Origin of the sequence: Lactococcus taiwanensis (assembly GCF_017068355.1) — a bacterium.
Classification (GTDB): Bacteria; Bacillota; Bacilli; order Lactobacillales; family Streptococcaceae; genus Lactococcus; species Lactococcus taiwanensis.
Genome location: NZ_CP070872.1, coordinates 216,273 through 236,661, shown reverse-complemented (window position 1 = coordinate 236,661; position 20,389 = coordinate 216,273). Strand labels below are relative to the sequence as shown.

The window sequence follows — 20,389 nt, the reverse complement described above, 5'->3', positions numbered from 1 at the left end:
AAACGGTTTAATTTACCTTTTGTATTCAACGTTCCTTGGAGGAGATGACCTCCAGCGCTATCTTATTTTTTGTATTTTTTTACGATGTTTTCTATTTCGTGGAGGAGTTGTGGATCACTTAGCCCCGTCACTTCTTTGATAACTTGTAGTAAATCAGTAGTTGCTATTTTTTTCTGAAGCTCTACGGCTTGCACATCTTGATCATCTTGATAAGCAAAAATCTTACCTACAACATCAAGATGTGCAGTATAGTTAAGACCTCGCTCCTTTAGTTCTCGGATAGGACGGATAAAACGTTCATCGTAGCCTAATTTACGGATGGGTGTACGTCCTACACGTGAAACTTCATCCACAATTTCCGGATTTGCAAAACGTGAGATAATCACTTTATGGTACTCTAATAGACTTTCCTCTGTAAAATAGCTCCCCCATTTTGCTAGAAGGAGTGCTCTCGTTTCTGCTTGTACGTCTTTGAGGGCTTGAAGCACTTCTTTATGCTGTAAACCTTCCAAAATCGTAGGGTAGCCTTTGTATGCGCTATTGTAGGCAACAGTTGCGTGCCCAGAGTTGACTGAAAAGAGTTTACGCTCAATAAAAGGTTCTAAGTCTGTGGCATAGTGCACACCTTCAAGTTTAAAGCTAGTGTTCTTTAACTGACTTTCATCAATGACCCACTCGCGAAAAGGTTCTACTTCCACGTAGAGTACATCGGTATGGTGTTGGCCGGGAACGATACGATCAACTGCAGCATTGGGAAATCCAATGTACTGTGACACATAGGTTTTATCTTCATCTGATAAATATTCAGCTACCTTTTCACCTAAAAATTCAGAGCCTCCAATCATATTTTCGCAAGCTAAGAAATCAAGAGGACTTTGCTTACCAGAAGTTCTACGTCCTTGAATGCCCTGAGCTATAAGTTCTGCAATATATGGTAAGATATTTGGACCAATCGCTGTAGTCACAAGATCAGCTTCAGCGATAGCTTTTACGACTTGTTGGGGATCTTGCCCATTATTAATCCCTTGAACATTTGTAATCTCAATTTTTTCATGCTCAGGGCTTGCTAAACCGATTTCGTAAGCGTGTCGTTCATTAAGCGCATCAATGACGGATGCGTTCATATCAACAAAAGTAATTTCAAATCCATTTTTGTTTAAAATTTCACCGATAAAACCACGTCCAATATTTCCTGCTCCAAAATGTACTGCTTTTTTCATTTTCTTACATCTCCTTATTATAAGTTTTGTGACTTTAAAAAATCCTTCAAAACCCTTTATAATAACAATTGTAAGCTTTTACATTTTGGAAATAAATAAAAGAAATGACACAGAAATTTGTGTCATTTTTTCATCTTTTGACGCTTAATTTTCAAAAAAATTTGCGATTTCTTCGACTGTTTGAGCATCAGCAATTTTAACCACATTGTCTACATCCGCACAGAAAATTGAGATTTTTTGAATAAGCTCTAAGTGCTCATTCCCGATCCCAGCTATTCCAAAAAGTACCGTAGCCACTTTCGGATCTTTCTCCGTTCCAAAATTTACTCCGCGTGGTACTTGCACAATAGCAATACCTGTTTTTAATACTTCTTTTTTTGCAGCATCTGTCCCATGAGGGATTGCGATGAAATTTCCCATGTACACGGAAAGTTCTTCATTACGCTGTAGCATAGCTGGGATATAATCAGGAGTCACATGTCCGCCAGCCACCAAAAGCTCCCCACAAAATTCAATAGCTTCTTCCTTTGTTTGGAAGTTTTGATTAAGTTTGATTAGATTTTTTTGAATTTCCATTTTAATCTTTGAAAAGCTCACAAACACTCGAGCTTTCAGTTCCTTTCTTAGTTTACAGTCTTTACAGTAAATGTAAAGTTACTCCCCATAGGTTCTGATTGAGTCGGTAATAATCTTTCTTAAAAGTTCACTAACGATATCATAATTTCCTGAATTATAGATACTTGTATAGAGTTTGTTTTCAATGATTGAACTTGAAATTTTACCGAGAAGATAAGCCACGTCTTCGGGTACTTCTGGTGGCGCCAAAAGAAGAAGAATACGTTTGACCTCCAAAGGTTGACGATTCATAGCAATGACTTCGATACTTTGACTCAAATCATATATTTTAAAGAGCGGGGCATTTACAGAGGAATGCACACCATGAAGTAAAGCGAGTTGAGTTTCTGGAATGGCTAGATGTGTTTCTTCAAATCTATCTTTTAACAATGAAACAAGTGACCCGGAATCTTTTACATTGACATCTTTGACAACTTGTTTGACAACATCTGTCAAATCTGCACGATTTTTGATTGCTGTTACTTCAAAACTCGCCAGAAGTTTATTACCTACTTTAAAAAGTTCATTCAGATTAACGAAACTTTTCTGTGGTTCTTCTGAACTTGAAGGATTCGTGTTCTGCTGAATTATTCGAAGTTTATGACGAATCTCATCAAGATTTTTTTGATCTAAGTCGCGACTTACATAAAGATAATCAAGTTCTTTTTCTGTCGTAAAGATAACATCATATTGGTTTTTATCTACAGATTTTGAACTTTGAATTAAATCAATCTTCCTCAAGAAAGGGAAATTTTTTCTTAAGCTACTCATAAGAAACTCACAGGAAATCCGCCCGCGGCTCGTTACTAAGGCGGCACGTAAGGGAAGTACTAAATCACTCCGTTCCAGCGTAGCAACAAAATGTAAAGTGACAAAGGCGAACTCAACGTCTGAAAAACGTTTCTTGAATACTGCTGTGAGTTCTTTCTTTACAGCTTGAAAAATTTTTGCGTTATCATTGGCGATTTTCTTTACAAAATCATTTTGTTTTTCTGAAAAGAGAGCTGGTAAAACATCCGTCCCTTTTAAATGAGCATACAAAAGCCCGTACAATCGATCATCCTTACTAAATTCGATGTTTAGAGTTGAAGAAACTTGTGCAATAAGCTGACGAATCTTATAAGAAAAATCTGTATCAAATTTCTCCATAAATAGAATTTCGCGTCCAAACCCAAAATAGAGAACATCATATATTGATGCTAGATAAAGGATCTCTGATATTCTAAAATTAGTCACTGACAGCTTGGTCAGTAACTGATTGACAAAGCTCAGTGCTTGTTTACTGGGTTGTCGAACCTTCTCTAACTCTAATGAGTAACCTTCTTCAATTCGTAAGAGAACCACTGTCAGAAAAAGTTGCATCAACACACGGATTTTATCTGTCATCCCGCTTGGAAGTTCGAGCTGTTCAAACCCCTTTTGAGCTTGTACAAATTTTTCTGAATCTAAAAATTCTAAAACTCGATTTTTAGTGGATGTTCCGCTGATAATTTCTTGGATTGTACTAGAATTAAAGAGACTGGAGACCAATACGGATCGAATGTTTTCTTCTTTCCCTCTTATTCTTAGGCCATGTTCACGCTCCAAAACTAATTCGCTTTCTAGTAGCGTTTGCTCAATTTGACGTAAATCACTCGTTACAGTTGGTTGACTAACCCCAAAGTGCTCGGTTAGTGAGAGTATCGATGCCCTATTTTCAATCAAAAGGAGGAGCTCTCCATAAAGCCGCTCAATGACCGAATACTCCACTAATTCGTGAGCCCTTGTCAGCTCCGTTAGATCGCCTGCCAAGTAATAACCTTCTTCTGAGGTTTTGAGTTCGATAGCTTCAGGTAAAGATTGTTGCAACTTTTCAAGATCACGGTAAAGCGTTCGACGACTTGTACCGGTGAGCTCCATCATCTCAGAAATCGTGAGGCGCTCTCGTCTTAAAAAACTTTGAATTAATTTTTGCTCACGACTTGTTACAAACATGACTCTTCTCTCTGTCTTATATTACTTTTATTTTCCATTTATTCGTAAAGAATTTGCTGACGGGCTTGTCAGCAATCTTCCTTTGCTATTTATTCATTCTATTGACCATTTTTAAGTATTCAGGCGTCGTAATTAAGCTTTCAACTGATAGATGTTGTGCATTTGGTGCTTTAGTTTTAGCTTGCTCTGTAAACTCATGGAGGGACACCACCATAATATTACTAGCATTGAAAGCACCCAAGCCCAAAAATTCAACATCAGATACTGGGATTTTAACCTCATGCGTTCTAAAAATTGCTTGAAGTGTTTCTTTGCCCATTGTACTTGAGCCCACATGTGCGCCGTCATGAGCAAAAACAACTTCATCAATCTGATTTAAATCTATCTCTTCGTCACTGACAGCTTGGTCAGCAACTTCTGGTGCCGAGAGCCGTTCATCAATGCCAGAAAGATTACTGATAATCTCATCATACCGTGGTGAGTTCAAGAAATTAGCTACGGAATAACGTATTGCCTCAGGAGCCATTGTCGCAGCTCTAGGAGCTAGTTCATCCTGAGTTACGACAATGGTATCGGGACCAGCTTTTAGATTGGCAATCGCTACATTCGTAACGTCTTGGGACAGTCCTGCTTTCTTAGCCTTATTACGTAAGATTGAAGCCCCCATAGCACTAGAACCCATCCCTGCATCACAAGCAAAGATGATATGTTTTACAGAAGAGAAGTCTTCTGACGTTTTCTTTGTAGCTGCTGCTTGCGCTTGGCCCTTGCTGACCGCTTTGTCAGCAGCAACCTCTGCTTGCGCCTGAGCGAAAGTGGAATCATCCACCAACGACTTGTCACGCTTCAAGATGACTGCAGCAACTGCAAATGATACCAAGGCAGCCACAATGATTCCTGCCCAAACACAAACTACATTTCCAAAACCACCTGCTGATTTACCAGACGCCATCCCTGTGATCGCAATAATTGAACCAGGTGAAGCAGGAGCAGCAAGACCTGAACCTAGTAAGTTATTTGTCAAGGTACCCGATACCCCACCAGCCATCACAGCAAAGAAGAGTGCAGGTTTCATCATGACATAAGGAAAATAAATTTCATGAATCCCACCGACAAATTGAATTAAAATCGCTCCAGGTGCCGTTGCTTTAGCCGAACCCTTCCCAAAAAGCATAAAAGCAATTAGAATTCCAAGTCCTGGTCCAGGATTGGCTTCTAGTAAAAATAGAAGCGATTTACCACTTTCAGAAACCTGTTGAAGGCCTAAAGGTGATAAGATTCCTTGATTGATTGCGTTATTTAAAAATAATATTTTGGCTGGTTCAATAAAAAGATTAGCAAGAGGAATCAAGTGATTAGCAATTAAAAAATCAACCCCATGTCCCATCACATCGGTTAGCCACGCTACAAGTGGTCCAACCACTTTTACAGCAAAAAGGGCAAGTCCAAAACCAACTAATCCAGCTGAGAAATTATTAATTAACATTTCCAGACCCGCTTTAATATGGGGTTGAACATATTCATCAAACTTCTTAATTAACCAAGCACCAAAAGGACCTAAAATCATCGCTCCCAAAATCATTGGAACGTTTCCTTTAGTATTGAGACCTCCTACAGAGACAGTCGCTGTGGCAATAATCGAACCAAAAGTTGCTATTGCGCCAACCACTCCACCACGATGTTCATATATATTTTTACCACCAGTGTAGCCTATCATGAGAGGTATCAAAAACGCTAGCATTGGACTTACCATAGCGGCAAATGTTTTATTAGGGGTAAAGCCATCAGGAATGAAGAACATTGTCAACACCCCCCAGGCAATTAAAATAGGAATATTGGGCATTACCATGTTAGATAATGCCGTACCAAGTTTTTGCACTCGTACTTTTAAGCTTACGGTTTCAGTCATTTTAAGCTCCTTATATTATACTTACTATAAATATATTGTAACCGCTAACAACCGTGAAGTAAATAAAAATCTTGACACGTTCTTCTGTGTCAAGATTTCATACAAACAAGTTAAGCCAATAAAAAAAATCACCCTTAGGTGATCTTACTAACTGCGGATGTCAGACTCGAACTGACGACATCATGATTAACAGTCATGCGCTACTACCAACTGAGCTAATCCGCAATACAACTTGGCATTGACCTTATCTCCCAGGGGGCAACCCCCAAGTACTTCCGGCGCGATAGGGCTTGACTTCTGTGTTCGACATGAGAACAGGTATATCTCCTATGCAATAAATACCAAATATGGGAATTCCAGGATTCGAACCTGGGACCCCTGCGTTATCAACACAGTGCTCTAACCAACTGAGCTAAACTCCCAAATTATTAAGTTAAGCGGATGACGAGAATCGAACTCGCGTAGCCAGCTTGGAAGGCTGGGGTTCTACCATTAAACTACATCCGCGTAGTAAAATGTAATGGCGCGAGACGGAATCGAACCGCCGACACATGGAGCTTCAATCCATTGCTCTACCAACTGAGCTACCGAGCCAAACAAATTGCGGGAATAGGATTTGAACCTATGACCTTCGGGTTATGAGCCCGACGAGCTACCTAGCTGCTCCATCCCGCGATAATTATAAAGGAGGATGTGGGATTCGAACCCACGCACGCTTTTACACGCCTGACGGTTTTCAAGACCGTTCCCTTCAGCCGGACTTGGGTAATCCTCCAGATATAGTCCGTACGGGATTCGAACCCGTGTTACCGCCGTGAAAAGGCGGTGTCTTAACCCCTTGACCAACGGACCATATATTTTGTGCTGTCTCAAACAGTACTTTTCTATTATACACTATTTTTAGCATTTGTCAAGAATAAACTATGTTTACTTTTGCAACTACTTTTGTGTATCCTAGGGAAAGTGTTGTTTCAAACGACAACTATTTAATTATATCAAATTAATAGTTTTTGTCAAGAATAAACTAGACCATTTACTCTAAAACATAAAAAAACAGCCTTATTGGGCTGTTTTTATGTTTATTCCTTATCTTCCGCATCTTCCGCTGGTTTAGAGTCTGCTTTTTCTTCTTCACCATTATAGATGTTAATATTTGAGAAATCTTCAACATTCGCATTTGCATCTTTGAGAGATTCTTCAAATGTTTTTGGTTCTGGAACTTCTGCTGCCGCTGCTTCATCAGGCATTTTACCTGTTTTAAAGAGTGACATGATTTGTTTCGCATCAAGTGTTTCATATTTAAGCAAAGCTTCCGCAATTGCTTTATGTTGCTCACGATGTGTTTCAATTGCTTCTTTAGCACGGTCATAAGCTTCACCAAGAATACGACGCACTTCATCATCGATCATAACAGCAGTTGCTTCTGAGTAAGTCTTAGTTTGACCATAGTCGCGGCCAATAAATACTTGATGATCTCCTTCATAAGATACCATACCAAGTTTCTTAGACATCCCATATTCGGTAACCATTGAACGAGCAATTTGAGTAGCTTTTTCAATATCATTTGATGCCCCTGGTGTAGCTACACCAAAGACAATTTCTTCACCAAGTCGTCCACCCATAAGGCTGGCAAGTTGATCTTTGAGGTGGAAGTTTGTTGGTTGCATGATTTCTTCATCTGGAAGAGCAAGCATGTAACCACCGATACGTCCACGTGGCACAACGGTAACTTTACGGACAGTAGAACCATTTTCAAGAACGAGTCCAACAATAGCGTGACCTGCTTCGTGGTAAGCCACGATCTCACGTTCGCGCATGGATTGAATACGATCTTTCTTAGCTGGACCAGCCATTGCACGGTCCATTCCTTCATCAATGTCAGCAGCGTTAATTTCGGTCTTATTCTGACGGGCAGCAACAAGTGCAGCTTCATTCAAAACATTTTCCAAATCAGCTCCGACATAACCAGGAGTTTGTGTAGCAACATTGTGTAAATCAACATCGCTTGCTAAAGGTTTGTTTTTAGCATGAACTTTAAGAACGGCTTCTCGACCTTTCACATCTGGAGCTCCGACCAAAACTTTACGGTCAAAACGACCTGGACGTAAAAGCGCAGGGTCAAGTACATCTGAACGGTTAGTGGCAGCAATAACGATTACTGAGTTGCCATCATCTTGGAAACCATCCATTTCAACAAGCAATTGGTTAAGGGTTTGTTCACGTTCATCGTTACCACCACCAAGACCTGCGCCACGTTGACGACCAACGGCATCAATTTCATCGATGAAGATAATTGATGGTGCAGTTTTCTTCGCATTTTCAAATAAGTCACGGACACGTGAGGCACCGACACCGACAAACATTTCAACGAAATCAGAACCTGAGATACTATAGAAAGGAACTCCTGCTTCACCGGCAACAGCCTTAGCAAGCAATGTTTTACCTGTACCTGGAGGGCCTTCAAGAAGAACACCTGCTGGGATACGAGCGCCTAAATCATGATATTTTTTCGGATTTTTAAGGAAATCAACAACTTCTACAAGCTCTTGTTTTTCCTCTTCAGAACCAGCAACGTCAGCAAAACGAACTTTTGATGTTTTACCATCTTGTTGTTTAGCCCGAGATTTACCGAAGGACATCGGATTTCCACCGCCGCCTCCGCCACGATTCATTCCACCCATCATCAACCAGAAAATACCCACAAATAGGAGCATTGGGACGATATAAGAGAGAATTTGAACCCACATGCCGCTAGAAGAAGCTTGAATGACATTGACTTTAATGTCATTGCTTTTGGCAGTATCTTGCAAGTCTTTGATGATACTATCTGTTGGGATAATGTAAGCTTGGAATTGCTTAACTTCTGTTGTAGAATTTCCTAAAAGGGGGAAACTGGCCGCATTATCGACCTTTACAGGTTTTTTATATTCACCTGTAACTGTGATCAGACTATCTGAAGGCTGCATTGTGACTGTTTTAATATCATCATCACTAAGTTTAGTCATCAATTGTGAATAGCTAATTTTATCCACATTGGCATGATTTGTACCGAAGAAGAAATTAAAACCGACGACAACAACAATTGCCAATATCACCCACATCAAGATATTTTTTACAAAATTTCCTTGTCTTGGTTGTTTGTTGTTATTCATATTTACCTTATCTTTTATTTATTTGTCATCAATTTTGTCTTATTTAAAAATCAATAACAGTCCATAACTAGTTATAGCACATTTCCTAGTGGAATGCTAATAGTAAGTATTGGTCAGAGTCCTTTTCATACTTTAGTCTGAGAAAAACTCTATTACTCTATTTATTGTTCCTTTATTTTTTGTAAACTTCTGGTTTGAGAACACCGACATAAGGGAGATTACGATAATTTTCGTCATAGTCTAAACCAAAGCCGACCACAAATTCATTAGGAATAGTAAAGCCAGAATAATCTGGTTTGATTTCCACAATACGCCCCTCAGGTTTATCTAAAAGCGTCACAATTTTTACATTTGCTCCACGATGCTCCAAAAGTTCTTTCAGATATTTAAGGGTACGGCCCGTATCAATAATGTCTTCAACGATAAGAATTTCTCGATCTTTGACAGCCGTATCGACATCTAAAATTAACTTCACTTCTCCAGAAGATTTTGTCCCACCATGGTAACTTGACACGGTCATGAAATCTGTTTCAAGGTGACAGTCAATATGCTTGATAAGTTCCGCTAAGAAAGGAACTGAGCCTCGTAGAATTCCTAATACTAAAGGATTTTTTCCTTCGTATTCCTTTGTTAATATTGCACCAAGTTCTTTGGATTTTTCAATAATTTCTTTTTCTGAAACCAGTACTTTTTCTATTGTCTTATCAAGATTTTTTTCGAGCATGGTGTGTTTCCTCTCTTACACTGGGTTTAACCCATAATATTCTTTTAATTTTATCATTTTTAGCAGCTTTACTCAAATCAGAGCATGCCACATCGACTATTGCATAAAGCATCTTATCTACAAAGATTAAAGGCATCTCACGTTTTTCTAGTGGAACCTGATATTCTATAAAAAATTTCCTCAATTTTTTATGATGGCCATTAATCAAAATCACATCACCTGGCCTTCTTTTTCGAATCTCAATTTCTCCCTCTATTGGGAGGGCGACTTCCATGAAACTGGAATCTTTAGGATTTTCTGACAACACAAGGAGATCTTCGAGTTGAGCTTGTAATTTGGGTCGGAGATAAAAGACCGTCTTAGTTTTAATGAACTCGAAAGACTTATTAAGCTCTCCTTTATACTGTTGGGGCCTTCTAATAATGTGAAGGAGAAGCTGGAATTGCTTTTTGTTTATTTGGATACTTGGATATTGAGTAAAATATTCCTGTAAAATGAAGTGTTGCAAAGCCTCAGTTTGAGCTAAAAACTTAGAGAGAGAAATTTTATCCTTTAAAATATCTAATTCATCAATTTTATCATGGATAATGGAGAAAGACATCCTAATTTCGTCGGTCATCGAGAGTATTGCTTCAGAGAATTGAGGATTTTCTTGGGTCAAGCCGGGAATGAGTTGATTTCTAATCCGATTCCGTAAATAATCCGTCCCTTTGTTTGTTGCATCCTCAAAGAAAACGGGGGCGTCAAGTTCCTTTTTTTCAAACCGAAGAAGAGGTCGGATTAATTCTCCTAAGCCAAAAGGTTGACGCGGCTCTATGCCTTGTAAACTTCGTAGTCCTCTTCCACTTATTTGCCGCATTAATACCGTTTCTACGATGTCTCCCTGGTGATGAGCTGTTACTAGAGCAGTGTAGCCATCTGTGCTCATTATTTTTTCGAAGAAATGATACCGAAATTCTCGTGCTTTTTTTTCAGTAAACTCTCCCGTAAACTTGTCAACATAGACAGGAACTTGTTTATCATTTCCCAATTCTCTAATCGCACGCTCTTCTTTTATTGATTCTGCACGTAAACCATGATTAATATGCGCAATTCCTAAGGTAATACCTAGGGTTTCTCTAAAGGCATATAACCAATTGAATAACGTCATTGAGTCCTGACCGCCAGATAAGGCTATCAGAACTTTATGATGCTGATCAAAATAATGTTCTTCAGTAACGATTTTCAAAAATTTCTTTTCTGCTGGTGTCATTTCATGACCTCATAAATCTCCTGGGAAATTGTTTGAATTTGTTCATCCGTAGCCCCATCTGTTTCAATGACCAAGAGGTAAGGCTGCTCAGTAAATATAATCGCCGCATCATGATTATCACTACCTGCCCCTCCTATCTTATGCGCAACAGGAATGTTTTTAGGAACCCCTGCGCGAATCTTTACATCATCAAAAGCGGTGTTAAAGAGTGCATTAAATGATGCCCCTCCTTCATTATAGAGAGCTTCCAGTACTTTACCTACCATCTTCGCTGATGCTTCTCTTTCTTTAGGATTCCATGGTGTACCCGCTATCTGCGTAATTGCATCTTGAAAACTAGTACTGAACTGATCTGTTTCATAATAAGCCAGTAAGTTACTCCCAACATTGTCAGAGAGTTTTGCGGTACGATTAATCACATCTTGTAAACTGTAATTCTTATTGTCCGCAGTTTTAGGCAAGTTTCCAGTTCCAGCCGGCTTATAACTCCCGTAAAAAGTATTGACAGCAGTGCGATAAAGCAGCTGATCCTCTAGAGAAGCTGATCCTTCGTTTAATCTTTTTTGTGTCCAGTATAAAATCGGAAGTTTAGAAAGACTTGCCGAATACATCTTCTCATCCTCATTTACACCAGCTGTATAACTATTGTCATTGAGTTCCTTTACATAAATCGAGTACTTTTTATCCTTGTATTTCTTTTGCAGTAAGGTTTGAACCTTCTGTAATTTGGGATTTACTAAAGAAATATCGTCTGAGGAAACCCAACCTTTTTGACCATTACTTAGAGCAATCTCATAATAACTCCCCCAGTAAGTTTGTGCAATCTTATCAGCAACGAACTGGTTATTTCCTGAGATAGCTGTTAAAACTTCTTGGTCATAAGTGGTCACCGGACTGTAAAATACGTTGACACGCTTGGTCGTATATAAAGGAGTTGTTACCTTTTTCCGAGAAAGTGGGACATCCGAAACAATCTGCGCCTTCGAAGCAGCAATATATCTTCCATCCTTAATTTTGAAGGCTTGATTTTTAAGCTCAGTTAAGTTTAATTGAGTACGGGCACTGATCTCGCCAACGGTTTTCGACAAGTTCTCATCACTATAGACTTTGATAGTCTTAAGTGCAACTGGTCGCTGGGGCACTGTTGTCCAATAATCCTCAGGGGTCACTTTATCTGCAACAACCGTATTACTTGTTTTACTGAGTGAATGATTGGTTGATTTTTGCGAATGAAGTGACACAAAAAAGCTAGGAATTAGCATGAACACCATCACTAAGATCACTGCAATATTAAATTTATCTTTCATTTTTTGCATGTTTTAAAACCTTGTTCAACTCTTAATAAGCAGACTATAAATCTGCAGACAGTGGCTAGGAGTGTACACTCCTAGCTGGCTCAGCTCCATCGAAAAATTTATTTTATAACTATTTCTCTTTTTGAAACCTTCAAAGCGCTGTCTGTTTTTTTTAAATATACGTGAAAAGACAGGCTCTTAAGCCATGTCTTTCCCTTTTTTCATAACGATTAACTAACCGCCCGTGCTTAAGAATGTCCTCTTTCAGGCTCATCTTAAATCCTTATTTACTGCTTTTAGGCTTTCTAATCGGTGTTCAGTTTCTTCTAAAAACTGTCCAAAAATACTTTTGAAATCCTCGTCTAGGTATGTTAAGTCAATTTTTCCGTCAGTATGCTCCTTAGAAATCTCAAACGAAACCAAGTCCCCAATCTGGTATTTGGGATGCCCTTTGGGTAGTGCTGACCAGCGCATCAGTCCTGTTTTTTTACTGACAGTGTCGTCAGTAGAAAAAGTCACAAACAGTCCAAATCTTGTGATATGCTCAACCTTTCCAATCATTGGCTTGTCCCGTCTCCATCAACTAGAGGATTATTTGTGTTAAAAACTTTCTCGTCACTCTGAGAATAGTCTTGACTACGAGCATATTTTTGCAAGTAATTTGCATCTTGAAGTTTTTTTATCTCTTCTTTTTTCGTTGCGACTTCTTTTGACAGAGTATCATACTGTTTTTTGGCACTTTGCTCTAAAGCAACTTGTTTTTGCAAATTTTCATAAGATTTGATCAAACTCATGCTTGCCAAGCTAAACAATAGAATAGCAACGACTAAAATCAGCCCTAAATGTTTACGTTTAGGTACTGGTGCTACAGCTTTTCTATTTTTATTTTGAATAAACTCATTATTCAATTGAATCACGTGTTTAGCCATTAAAACCTCCCAAGGCGCTGTCTTATTCTTCTTCTGCCTGAATGCGTGTTTCGCTAATCATTTCATACATCTTGTCCGCATCCTCTTTGCGTGTGAACTCTTTAAGTTCTGCAACTCGGACCTCAACTATCTTATTACCAAAGCGAATCTCAATAAGGTCATTAAATTTGACATCCGTAGAGGACTTGGCCAATTTTCCATTCACTTTAATACGACCTTTATCAGCAACTTCTTTCGCGACTGGACGACGTTTAATCAGGCGCGAAACTTTTAAAAACTTATCTAATCTCATGGCTTGATTATAACATATTTCATTTTGTTTGAAAATGGCTTTACTTATAATAATTAAAGCTCTGTCAGCACTGACAGAGCTTTAAATTTTTACTGACCAAGCCGTCAGTAAGTTTTTAACTTTTTTCATGCGTATCTCGCAAAGCCGACAAACTTTCAACAAAGTTCATCAACTCTCGCATTAGGACGACCGTACTACGCTGGTCAATCTTAAAGCGAAAGGTCATTTTCCCATACTTTTCTCCCACAGAAGCTTTAATTGTAGTACTTGCTAAAGCTTGGAAATATTCTTGTGGATCGTACATGGTATGTGCTGAACGATCCATAGTAACAATTGCCTCAAAACGCGTTTTCTCAATTTTTTCCACTAGTGCGTTATCTGCAAAGTGCTTCAAAAGACCAATTTCGAGAAGATAGGCAACCTCATCGGGATATTCACCAAACCGATCCACCAACTCATCTTGCAGTTCTTCATAAACACTACGGCTATCAATCTGGCGAATACGTTTATAAATTTCGATTTTTTGCCGTTCATCTGCGATATAGTAACCTGGAATAAAGGCATCCAATCCCAAACTTATTTCGACATTTGTCGTCCTTTTTTGTTTTTGGGTGCCTAATTTACTATGAATAGCTTCTTCAAGCAGTTGTGAGTAAAGGTCAAAACCGACGGAATCGATAAAGCCAGACTGCTCAGCACCCAAGAGATTTCCTGCCCCACGAATCGAGAGGTCACGCATGGCTATTTTGAAACCAGAACCCAGCTCTGTAAAACCTTTTATCGCTTCCAAACGTTTTTCGGACACCTCAGATAATATTTTTTCAGGCCGATACATGAAATAAGCATAGGCAACTCGATTAGAACGACCCACACGCCCACGCAATTGGTAAAGTTGTGATAGGCCCATCATGTCCGCATTTTCAATAAAAAGCGTATTAGCATTTGGAATATCAACTCCAGTTTCAATAATGGTAGTAGCTACGAGTACATCATAATCACCAGCAATGAACGAAAGCAAGGTGTTTTCCAGCTGAATTTCAGTCATTTGTCCATGAATAGAAGCAATCCGAGCCTCTGGAATCAGCTCTTCCAACTGGGAAACTTTCTGTTCAATCGTGTCAACTCTATTGTAAACATAGTAAACCTGTCCACCGCGTGAAATCTCTCGCAAAACTGCATCTCGAACCACACCATAGTTCGTTTCCATAACGTAAGTCTGAACGGGGTAACGGTTAGTAGGTGGCGTTTCAATGACTGACAAATCACGAATTCCCAGCATGGACATATGTAAGGTCCGGGGAATAGGTGTTGCAGTGAGTGTTAAAACATCAACCTGCGTTTTCAACTCCTTTAGTCGCTCTTTATGTTTGACACCAAAACGTTGTTCTTCGTCAATAATCATCAAACCTAAGTCAAAAAATTCAACATCTTTTGACAATAAGCGGTGTGTGCCGATGATGAGATCTACCCGACCTTTTTTCAACTTGGCTAAAATTTCCGCTTGCTGCGCCTTCGTTTGAAAACGGCTGAGCACCTCGACATTGACACCAAAATTAATAAAGCGCTCAGAAAAGTTGTTAAAGTGTTGTTCTGCAAGCACGGTCGTTGGCACAAGTACAGCGACTTGTTTACCGTCATTGATGGCTTTGAAAGCCGCACGCATAGCCACTTCAGTTTTACCAAATCCGACATCACCTACTAACAATCGGTCCATTGGACGCTCTTGTTCCATATCCTGTTTGATTTCATTGACCGATCGCAACTGATCCTCAGTTTCCACGTAAGCAAAAGCACTATCAAATTCCTCTTGGTTGCTATCATCTGGCGAAAATGCAAAGCCTTTTTGAGCCTGTCTAGTAGCGTAAAGTTTGATAAGATCATCGGAAATATCTTCCACTTGCTTGGAAACACTTGACATGGTTTTACGCCAGCGTCCATCATTCAGCTTATTAATCTTTGGGGTCTTGCCTTCACCTGCGGAATACTTGCTGAGCAGATCCAGGTGATCGACCGGTACAGAAATTGTATCACCATTTTGATATTGAATGGTCAGATAATCACGGTGCATGCCACCCACTTCAAGGGTCTGTAAACCAAGATATTTCCCAATCCCATGGTTTTTATGGACCACAAAGTCGCCGACTGCCAATTCATTGTAGTCTTTTAGTCGCTCTGCGTTGGTAATATTGAGTCTACGCGCTTTTTTCTTGCGCATCTTCCCAAAAATTTCCTGCTCGGTCATGACGACAAGTTTTTCATCAAGGAAATTAAAACCGTTAGCCAACTGTAAATCAATCAGATTGATCTTTCCAACCTGTAAATTTTCATTGTCAACTTCATAGAACTTAAGATCCAGTTCAAGAAGAGATTTTCTTAATTTTTCAGAAGAAACGGCTAAGACGACTGTGAAATCTTGCTTAACAAAACGCTCGACTTCAGTGTAAAACAGTTCTAACTGTCCAAAAAACTGCTGCATGGAGTGCTGCTTGAAGTTATAAAGCTGATCAAAGCGCAGGTTCCCTAGTCCCTTTTGAAAATTTGAAAAGAAAGTGGCAGGTTTGTAATTACGTACCTTAGCCATCGTATCTACAAGATAAACTTGTCCATCAAGACCACGTCCCATAGTCTTTTCAGACAAGATAAAATCCGCCAATTCCATTTCTAATTTATTATTGGCGTCATTGACTTTTTGGAAATCATCAATGAAAATCTGAACATTTTTTGGAAAATAATCTAAGAGTGAATTGTTCTTATCGTAAAAATAAGCAGCAAATTTTCGTAAATCCTTGTGATAATAATGATTTTCTGCTGCTGAGATGACTTCTTCCATGTAGGATTTTGCTGACGGCTCTGTCAGTAAATCTAATTGTGTGCGCAAAGCTTTTACACCCTTGTCAAACTCTTTATCCGATAAAATAAAATCGCTAGCAGGGTAAATTTCAAGCGTTTCTAAGCTGTCAAGTGAGCGTTGGCTATCGACATCAAAAGTGCGAATAGTATCTACTTCGTCACCAAAAAATTCTAAGCGCACAGGATTTGCGGCATCTAAAGGATAGAGGTCCACGATGTCCCCTCTAATAGAGAATTCCCCCGGCGTCATCACGCGCTGCGTTTTTTCGTAACCAGCTGCTGACAGCATGGTCAGTAAATTTTTCAGGTCATATTCGTCACCAGTTGTCAGTAAAAGATAGTTTTCCAAAAAATTATCTGGATGGGGCAAGAGACTACGTGTTGCCAAAAACGGTACCACTAAAAAGCCTGTTGCCGCTTCATCCAACAGGAAATTCAGTGCTTCTAAGCGATAAGCCACACGATCTTTGGAAGCCAAGGCAAATTCCGCATAAACATTATCATCTGAGAAAAATTGATAAACTTTTTCCTCACCAAGGAGCGTTGATAACTCATCATACAGCTCATTGGCATGAAATTGACTATCCGTAATAATGATGTACTTGTCAGGGACATTTTCATAAGCATTGGCCATAACCAAACTTTTAGCGGTTCCTGACAGCCCTGTCAGTAGCGTACGCTCGCGCTTGGAAAAGCCTTGTTGCCATTTTTGTAACTGCCAATTTTGGTCAAAAAATTCAATAATATTCATCTAGTTAAATTTATTCATCGTTTGTTGGAAATCACCGTTTTCAATATAGAATTTCATGGCGTCTACCGCCTTGAAAATACCGTCTTGAGCGATTTCTTTGTCTGCATTATCAAAACGTGAGAGAACATGATTAACGACCGTCATCCCATTTTTCGGACGCCCAATACCGATTTTAACTCGGTTAAATGCTTGCGTCCCGACATGAGTGATGACCGATTTGATACCATTTTGACCACCAGACGAACCTTTTTGCCGTAAACGTACACGCCCGACTGGCGAATCCAAATCATCATGAATCACCGTCAAATCTGCTGGGTCAAGATTATGATATTTCAAAAGAGGTGCTACTGCTCGACCTGACTCATTCATAAAAGTCAAAGGTTTCACGAGAAACATTTTCTCACCATTAATAAAAGTCGATGCGACCAAGGACATAAACGTTTTTTCTTCACGAAATTCAACATTTAACTCCTTGGCCAGCAAATCCAGCGCCATAAAACCCATGTTGTGTCTGGTTTTGTCGTACTTATCACCTGGATTACCCAGGCCTACAATCATTTTTGTCATTTTTAAATCCTTCTATAAATTTCTTGATTTGGCTTTTACTCCGTAGCACGATAAGATGCGGTTGAACCTCAATCAGATCCCTACGGTCAATTTTTTGCCAGATGAACATTTGCCTGAGCATCTGTAAACTTGGTTGATAATTGGCGTTTTCCAGTCCCAATTTTTGTCTAATATACCGCTTGATGACTCGATATTTCAAGAAAATTTCCGGTAAATCTAGGAAAATCACACTGTCAACCACTGGCAACAAGCTTGTAAAACGATCACGTAAAGTATCCTCAATGATGAAATTTTCATCTTGCAAAATCTGCTGAATCAAACCAGAAATCTCTTGCTCAGAACGTTTCCGTTCGCCATCATGCACCACATTGTCCAAATGAAAGACTGGCACATCCAGTAAATCTCCAAGTTGCCTAGCCAAAGTCGATTTTCCAGAACCGACCGTTCCAACGATGTAAATTTTCATCATTCCCCCCCAAAAAAAATTTACTGACGAAGCTGTCATAGGGTAGCTGTTAGCGGATTAGTCCCTTCTGTTTCGCTAGTTTTTTCATCGGTAGACACTTTACTGACCAAATGCCAAAAGGCTGATTTCTAGAAATCAGCGACTGCATTTATTATAACATATCTTACCTAGCAAACTGGTACTTTCTTACTGACGAAGCTGTCAGCAACTTTAGAATTAAAAAAAGCACCAAAATGGCGCAATTTCTAAATTTACAATGGGTTTACACGTTAAAGCGGAACTCCATGATGTCCCCGTCTTGGCCGACATAGTCTTTCCCCTCTTCACGCAGGCGACCAGCTTCACGAACGGCTTTTTCTGAGCCGTATTTAATCAAATCCTCATAAGACATGGTCACTGCGCGGATAAAGCCTTTTTCAAAGTCCGAATGGATAATCCCAGCCATTTGTGGCGCTTTCATGCCGCGTTTAAAAGTCCAAGCACGAACTTCTTTTTCTCCTGCTGTGAAGTAAGTAGCAAGACCTAGTAAATGGTAGGCTGCACGCGTCAACATATCAACACCAGACTCCTGTAACCCAATGGCTTCTAAAAATTCAGCTTTTTCGTCATCTTCCAACTCGGAGATTTCTTCTTCAACACGCGCAGAAATTATAGCCACCTCAGCGTTTTCAGTAGCTGCAAATTCACGAATTTGTTTGACATATTCGATATTGTCTGGTTCACCCACCTCATCTTCAGAAACATTCGCCACATACAACACAGGTTTCGTGGTCAACAAGAACAAACTTTTAACTACCTTTGCTTCATCTTCGTCAAATTCAATCGTACGAGCTGATTTTCCATCTTCAAGGACAGGTTTGATTTTTTGCAAAACATTGAATTCCGCCACTGCATCTTTATCTTTAGTGCGGGCAATCTTTTCAACGCGCGCATAACGTTTATTGACTGACTCCAAGTCTGCTAAAATTAATTCCAAATTAATGGTCTCAATATCTGCCATGGGATCAATAAATTCACCTTCACGATTATTTTCACGCATTACATTTTCATCATCGAAAGCACGGACCACATGAATGATGGCATCTACTTCACGGATATTGGCAAGAAATTTATTTCCTAGACCTTCTCCGCGTGAGGCCCCTTTAACAATCCCAGCAATATCTGTGAATTCAAAAGTTGTCGGAACAGTTTTCTTAGGTTTAATCAACTCTGTTAACTTGTTTAAACGTTCATCTGGTACTTCTACCATCCCAACATTTGGGTCAATTGTTGCAAAAGGATAGTTTGCAGCTTCTGCGCCTGCTTTTGTAATTGCATTAAAAAGAGTTGATTTACCTACGTTAGGTAAACCAACGATACCTGCTGTTAAAGCCATGTTTTATATTCTCCAAAATTAAGATTAATTAGTTCTAATTATACTGTAAATCGTCAAAAAAGACAATAAACGGCTAGTCCCTCCTGTTAAAACTAGAACTTTACAAGTTTACACCTTTTTCCCACTTTTTTCTCTAAAATCCAATGTGCTACAAAATGTTGCTCTTATTTTGCTCTACAAGCCTTGCTATTCTTAGGATTTTAGTTAATAATGTAGACAGAAACTCAGGAGGTAGCAAAATGCTCGGAGAAAACTTACAAGCTGCACGACTTGCACAAAATTTAACCCAAGAACAAGTTGCTAAAGAACTTTATTTTAGCCGCCAAGCTATATCACGTTGGGAAGCGGGCAAAACAGAGCCAAATCTGGAAACTCTGATTGCTTTAGCAGCGCTTTATCAAACAGATTTAGCAGCACTATGTGCAGGGATTAACCCCAGAAAACGTAAGAAGCATCTCAATATTTTAGCAGGCATAGGCGTACTTGCCTTTAATTTTGTTATTGGAGTATGGCTTATCGTTGCCGTGGCACTATTACTTGCTGCGCTGTATAGCTTACTTGCTGCCCTACTGATTTCACCCCTTTTAATGATCATTGGGACCTTCACACACAATCCGAATATCACTTTTATCAGTAATACAGGTGTTGCTGGATACGCTTGGTGGCAATGGCTCATAGCAATTTTCTCTTGTACGCTTGTCATAGTTTTGGGACGCTATATTTGGCGCTTTACTAAAGTCCTTTACAATGGACTTATTCAATACCTCAAATTTAATCTTAAATCTCTCTATAACTAAAAAGTGCTCAATTGAGCACTTTTTTAATCTTCTGATTAAAGTCGTAACGACTCATCATTACCTCGTGATGGCAGTTAGTACACTGAATGCGAATGTCCGCACCAAGACGAGTAATTTCCCAAGCATTAGCCTTTTTACCTGTTGCCTTTATGGTACAAGCATGAGGCTTTTTCATTTCCACAATGGAATGCAGCTGATAATCTACCATATTTTCTCCTTGA

Annotated in this window: 17 protein-coding genes, 7 tRNA genes and 1 rRNA gene; 1 reads left to right on the top strand and 24 read right to left on the bottom strand. The window is 39.3% G+C overall.

Annotation, left to right across the window (positions count from 1 at the left end; all coding sequences use genetic code 11):
• Window positions 1-62: 62 nt before the first annotated feature.
• The 23 genes from JW886_RS01205 to ychF all read right to left on the bottom strand — a co-directional run bounded on the left by JW886_RS01205 (window position 63) and on the right by ychF (window position 19,371).
• The gene (locus JW886_RS01205) at window positions 63-1,220 is read right to left on the bottom strand and encodes a mannitol-1-phosphate 5-dehydrogenase (protein WP_205872085.1); all 1,158 of its coding nucleotides are present in this window, start codon (window positions 1,218-1,220) and stop codon (window positions 63-65) included.
• 144 nt (window positions 1,221-1,364) lie between these two features.
• Complete coding sequence (locus JW886_RS01200; RefSeq protein ID WP_075526149.1) at window positions 1,365-1,796, bottom strand: PTS mannitol transporter subunit IIA; 432 nt, start codon at window positions 1,794-1,796, stop codon at window positions 1,365-1,367.
• A gap of 78 nt (window positions 1,797-1,874) precedes the next feature.
• The gene (locus tag JW886_RS01195; RefSeq protein ID WP_205872084.1) at window positions 1,875-3,809 is read right to left on the bottom strand and encodes a BglG family transcription antiterminator; all 1,935 of its coding nucleotides are present in this window, start codon (window positions 3,807-3,809) and stop codon (window positions 1,875-1,877) included.
• An 85-nt stretch (window positions 3,810-3,894) separates the two neighbouring features.
• Window positions 3,895-5,718: a PTS mannitol transporter subunit IIBC gene (locus JW886_RS01190; protein ID WP_205872083.1), complete on the bottom strand. Its 1,824-nt coding sequence runs from the start codon at window positions 5,716-5,718 to the stop codon at window positions 3,895-3,897.
• Between the two features lie 151 nt (window positions 5,719-5,869).
• Window positions 5,870-5,943 (bottom strand) — tRNA-Asn (locus tag JW886_RS01185).
• Window positions 5,944-5,948: 5 nt separating this feature from the next.
• Window positions 5,949-6,064, bottom strand: a 5S ribosomal RNA gene (rrf, locus tag JW886_RS01180).
• 2 nt (window positions 6,065-6,066) lie between these two features.
• Window positions 6,067-6,140: transfer RNA gene (locus tag JW886_RS01175), tRNA-Ile, on the bottom strand.
• A gap of 14 nt (window positions 6,141-6,154) precedes the next feature.
• Window positions 6,155-6,225, bottom strand: a tRNA-Gly gene (locus tag JW886_RS01170).
• Window positions 6,226-6,239: 14 nt separating this feature from the next.
• Window positions 6,240-6,312: transfer RNA gene (locus JW886_RS01165), tRNA-Phe, on the bottom strand.
• 7 nt (window positions 6,313-6,319) lie between these two features.
• Window positions 6,320-6,393: transfer RNA gene (locus tag JW886_RS01160), tRNA-Met, on the bottom strand.
• A gap of 10 nt (window positions 6,394-6,403) precedes the next feature.
• Window positions 6,404-6,493 (bottom strand) — tRNA-Ser (locus JW886_RS01155).
• Between the two features lie 5 nt (window positions 6,494-6,498).
• A tRNA-Glu gene (locus tag JW886_RS01150) sits at window positions 6,499-6,570 on the bottom strand.
• A 227-nt stretch (window positions 6,571-6,797) separates the two neighbouring features.
• Window positions 6,798-8,870 (bottom strand): ATP-dependent zinc metalloprotease FtsH, encoded by a 2,073-nt coding sequence (ftsH, locus tag JW886_RS01145; protein ID WP_205271875.1) that lies wholly within the window; start codon window positions 8,868-8,870, stop codon window positions 6,798-6,800.
• 172 nt (window positions 8,871-9,042) lie between these two features.
• Window positions 9,043-9,594 (bottom strand): hypoxanthine phosphoribosyltransferase, encoded by a 552-nt coding sequence (gene hpt, locus JW886_RS01140; protein ID WP_200407660.1) that lies wholly within the window; start codon window positions 9,592-9,594, stop codon window positions 9,043-9,045.
• Window positions 9,575-10,846: a tRNA lysidine(34) synthetase TilS gene (gene tilS / locus JW886_RS01135; RefSeq protein WP_205872082.1), complete on the bottom strand. Its 1,272-nt coding sequence runs from the start codon at window positions 10,844-10,846 to the stop codon at window positions 9,575-9,577. The genes hpt and tilS overlap by 20 nt, the downstream gene beginning before the upstream one ends.
• On the bottom strand, window positions 10,843-12,162 hold the full coding sequence (locus tag JW886_RS01130) for a serine hydrolase (RefSeq protein WP_205872081.1): 1,320 nt from the start codon (window positions 12,160-12,162) through the stop codon (window positions 10,843-10,845). Before JW886_RS01130 ends, tilS begins: the two co-directional genes overlap by 4 nt.
• Before the next feature lie 249 nt (window positions 12,163-12,411).
• A complete protein-coding gene (locus tag JW886_RS01125; RefSeq protein WP_075526132.1) occupies window positions 12,412-12,702 on the bottom strand; it encodes a S1 domain-containing protein in 291 nt (96 codons plus the stop codon).
• The gene (locus tag JW886_RS01120; protein WP_075526133.1) at window positions 12,699-13,070 is read right to left on the bottom strand and encodes an FtsB family cell division protein; all 372 of its coding nucleotides are present in this window, start codon (window positions 13,068-13,070) and stop codon (window positions 12,699-12,701) included. The genes JW886_RS01125 and JW886_RS01120 overlap by 4 nt, the downstream gene beginning before the upstream one ends.
• Before the next feature lie 22 nt (window positions 13,071-13,092).
• A complete protein-coding gene (locus JW886_RS01115; RefSeq protein WP_075526134.1) occupies window positions 13,093-13,362 on the bottom strand; it encodes an RNA-binding S4 domain-containing protein in 270 nt (89 codons plus the stop codon).
• Between the two features lie 115 nt (window positions 13,363-13,477).
• Window positions 13,478-16,963, bottom strand: coding sequence for a transcription-repair coupling factor (gene mfd, locus JW886_RS01110; protein ID WP_205872080.1), 3,486 nt, complete (start codon window positions 16,961-16,963; stop codon window positions 13,478-13,480).
• The gene (pth, locus tag JW886_RS01105; RefSeq protein ID WP_205872079.1) at window positions 16,964-17,530 is read right to left on the bottom strand and encodes an aminoacyl-tRNA hydrolase; all 567 of its coding nucleotides are present in this window, start codon (window positions 17,528-17,530) and stop codon (window positions 16,964-16,966) included.
• Complete coding sequence (locus JW886_RS01100) at window positions 17,502-17,999, bottom strand: P-loop NTPase family protein (RefSeq protein ID WP_241003777.1); 498 nt, start codon at window positions 17,997-17,999, stop codon at window positions 17,502-17,504. The genes pth and JW886_RS01100 overlap by 29 nt, the downstream gene beginning before the upstream one ends.
• A 259-nt stretch (window positions 18,000-18,258) precedes the next feature.
• Window positions 18,259-19,371, bottom strand: a complete 1,113-nt coding sequence (gene ychF, locus JW886_RS01095; RefSeq protein ID WP_075526137.1) for a redox-regulated ATPase YchF — start codon at window positions 19,369-19,371, stop codon at window positions 18,259-18,261.
• Between the two features lie 239 nt (window positions 19,372-19,610).
• Between ychF and JW886_RS01090 the strand changes: the two genes are divergently transcribed.
• On the top strand, window positions 19,611-20,168 hold the full coding sequence (locus JW886_RS01090) for a helix-turn-helix domain-containing protein (protein WP_205872078.1): 558 nt from the start codon (window positions 19,611-19,613) through the stop codon (window positions 20,166-20,168).
• A gap of 7 nt (window positions 20,169-20,175) precedes the next feature.
• Here the strand turns inward: JW886_RS01090 and JW886_RS01085 are convergent, their stop codons facing one another.
• Window positions 20,176-20,376: a DUF951 domain-containing protein gene (locus JW886_RS01085; protein WP_200407666.1), complete on the bottom strand. Its 201-nt coding sequence runs from the start codon at window positions 20,374-20,376 to the stop codon at window positions 20,176-20,178.
• Window positions 20,377-20,389 lie beyond the last annotated feature (13 nt).

What these genes read in the sequence shown, in the direction of transcription:
- JW886_RS01205 (WP_205872085.1), bottom strand. Translation starts at nt 1,220, where the DNA reads ATGAAAAAAGCAGTACATTTTGGAGCAGGAAATATTGGACGTGGTTTT.
- JW886_RS01200 (WP_075526149.1), bottom strand. Translation starts at nt 1,796, where the DNA reads ATGGAAATTCAAAAAAATCTAATCAAACTTAATCAAAACTTCCAAACA.
- JW886_RS01195 (WP_205872084.1), bottom strand. Translation starts at nt 3,809, where the DNA reads ATGTTTGTAACAAGTCGTGAGCAAAAATTAATTCAAAGTTTTTTAAGA.
- JW886_RS01190 (WP_205872083.1), bottom strand. Translation starts at nt 5,718, where the DNA reads ATGACTGAAACCGTAAGCTTAAAAGTACGAGTGCAAAAACTTGGTACG.
- ftsH (WP_205271875.1), bottom strand. Translation starts at nt 8,870, where the DNA reads ATGAATAACAACAAACAACCAAGACAAGGAAATTTTGTAAAAAATATC.
- hpt (WP_200407660.1), bottom strand. Translation starts at nt 9,594, where the DNA reads ATGCTCGAAAAAAATCTTGATAAGACAATAGAAAAAGTACTGGTTTCA.
- tilS (WP_205872082.1), bottom strand. Translation starts at nt 10,846, where the DNA reads ATGACACCAGCAGAAAAGAAATTTTTGAAAATCGTTACTGAAGAACAT.
- JW886_RS01130 (WP_205872081.1), bottom strand. Translation starts at nt 12,162, where the DNA reads ATGCAAAAAATGAAAGATAAATTTAATATTGCAGTGATCTTAGTGATG.
- JW886_RS01125 (WP_075526132.1), bottom strand. Translation starts at nt 12,702, where the DNA reads ATGATTGGAAAGGTTGAGCATATCACAAGATTTGGACTGTTTGTGACT.
- JW886_RS01120 (WP_075526133.1), bottom strand. Translation starts at nt 13,070, where the DNA reads ATGGCTAAACACGTGATTCAATTGAATAATGAGTTTATTCAAAATAAA.
- JW886_RS01115 (WP_075526134.1), bottom strand. Translation starts at nt 13,362, where the DNA reads ATGAGATTAGATAAGTTTTTAAAAGTTTCGCGCCTGATTAAACGTCGT.
- mfd (WP_205872080.1), bottom strand. Translation starts at nt 16,963, where the DNA reads ATGAATATTATTGAATTTTTTGACCAAAATTGGCAGTTACAAAAATGG.
- pth (WP_205872079.1), bottom strand. Translation starts at nt 17,530, where the DNA reads ATGACAAAAATGATTGTAGGCCTGGGTAATCCAGGTGATAAGTACGAC.
- JW886_RS01100 (WP_241003777.1), bottom strand. Translation starts at nt 17,999, where the DNA reads ATGATGAAAATTTACATCGTTGGAACGGTCGGTTCTGGAAAATCGACT.
- ychF (WP_075526137.1), bottom strand. Translation starts at nt 19,371, where the DNA reads ATGGCTTTAACAGCAGGTATCGTTGGTTTACCTAACGTAGGTAAATCA.
- JW886_RS01090 (WP_205872078.1), top strand. Translation starts at nt 19,611, where the DNA reads ATGCTCGGAGAAAACTTACAAGCTGCACGACTTGCACAAAATTTAACC.
- JW886_RS01085 (WP_200407666.1), bottom strand. Translation starts at nt 20,376, where the DNA reads ATGGTAGATTATCAGCTGCATTCCATTGTGGAAATGAAAAAGCCTCAT.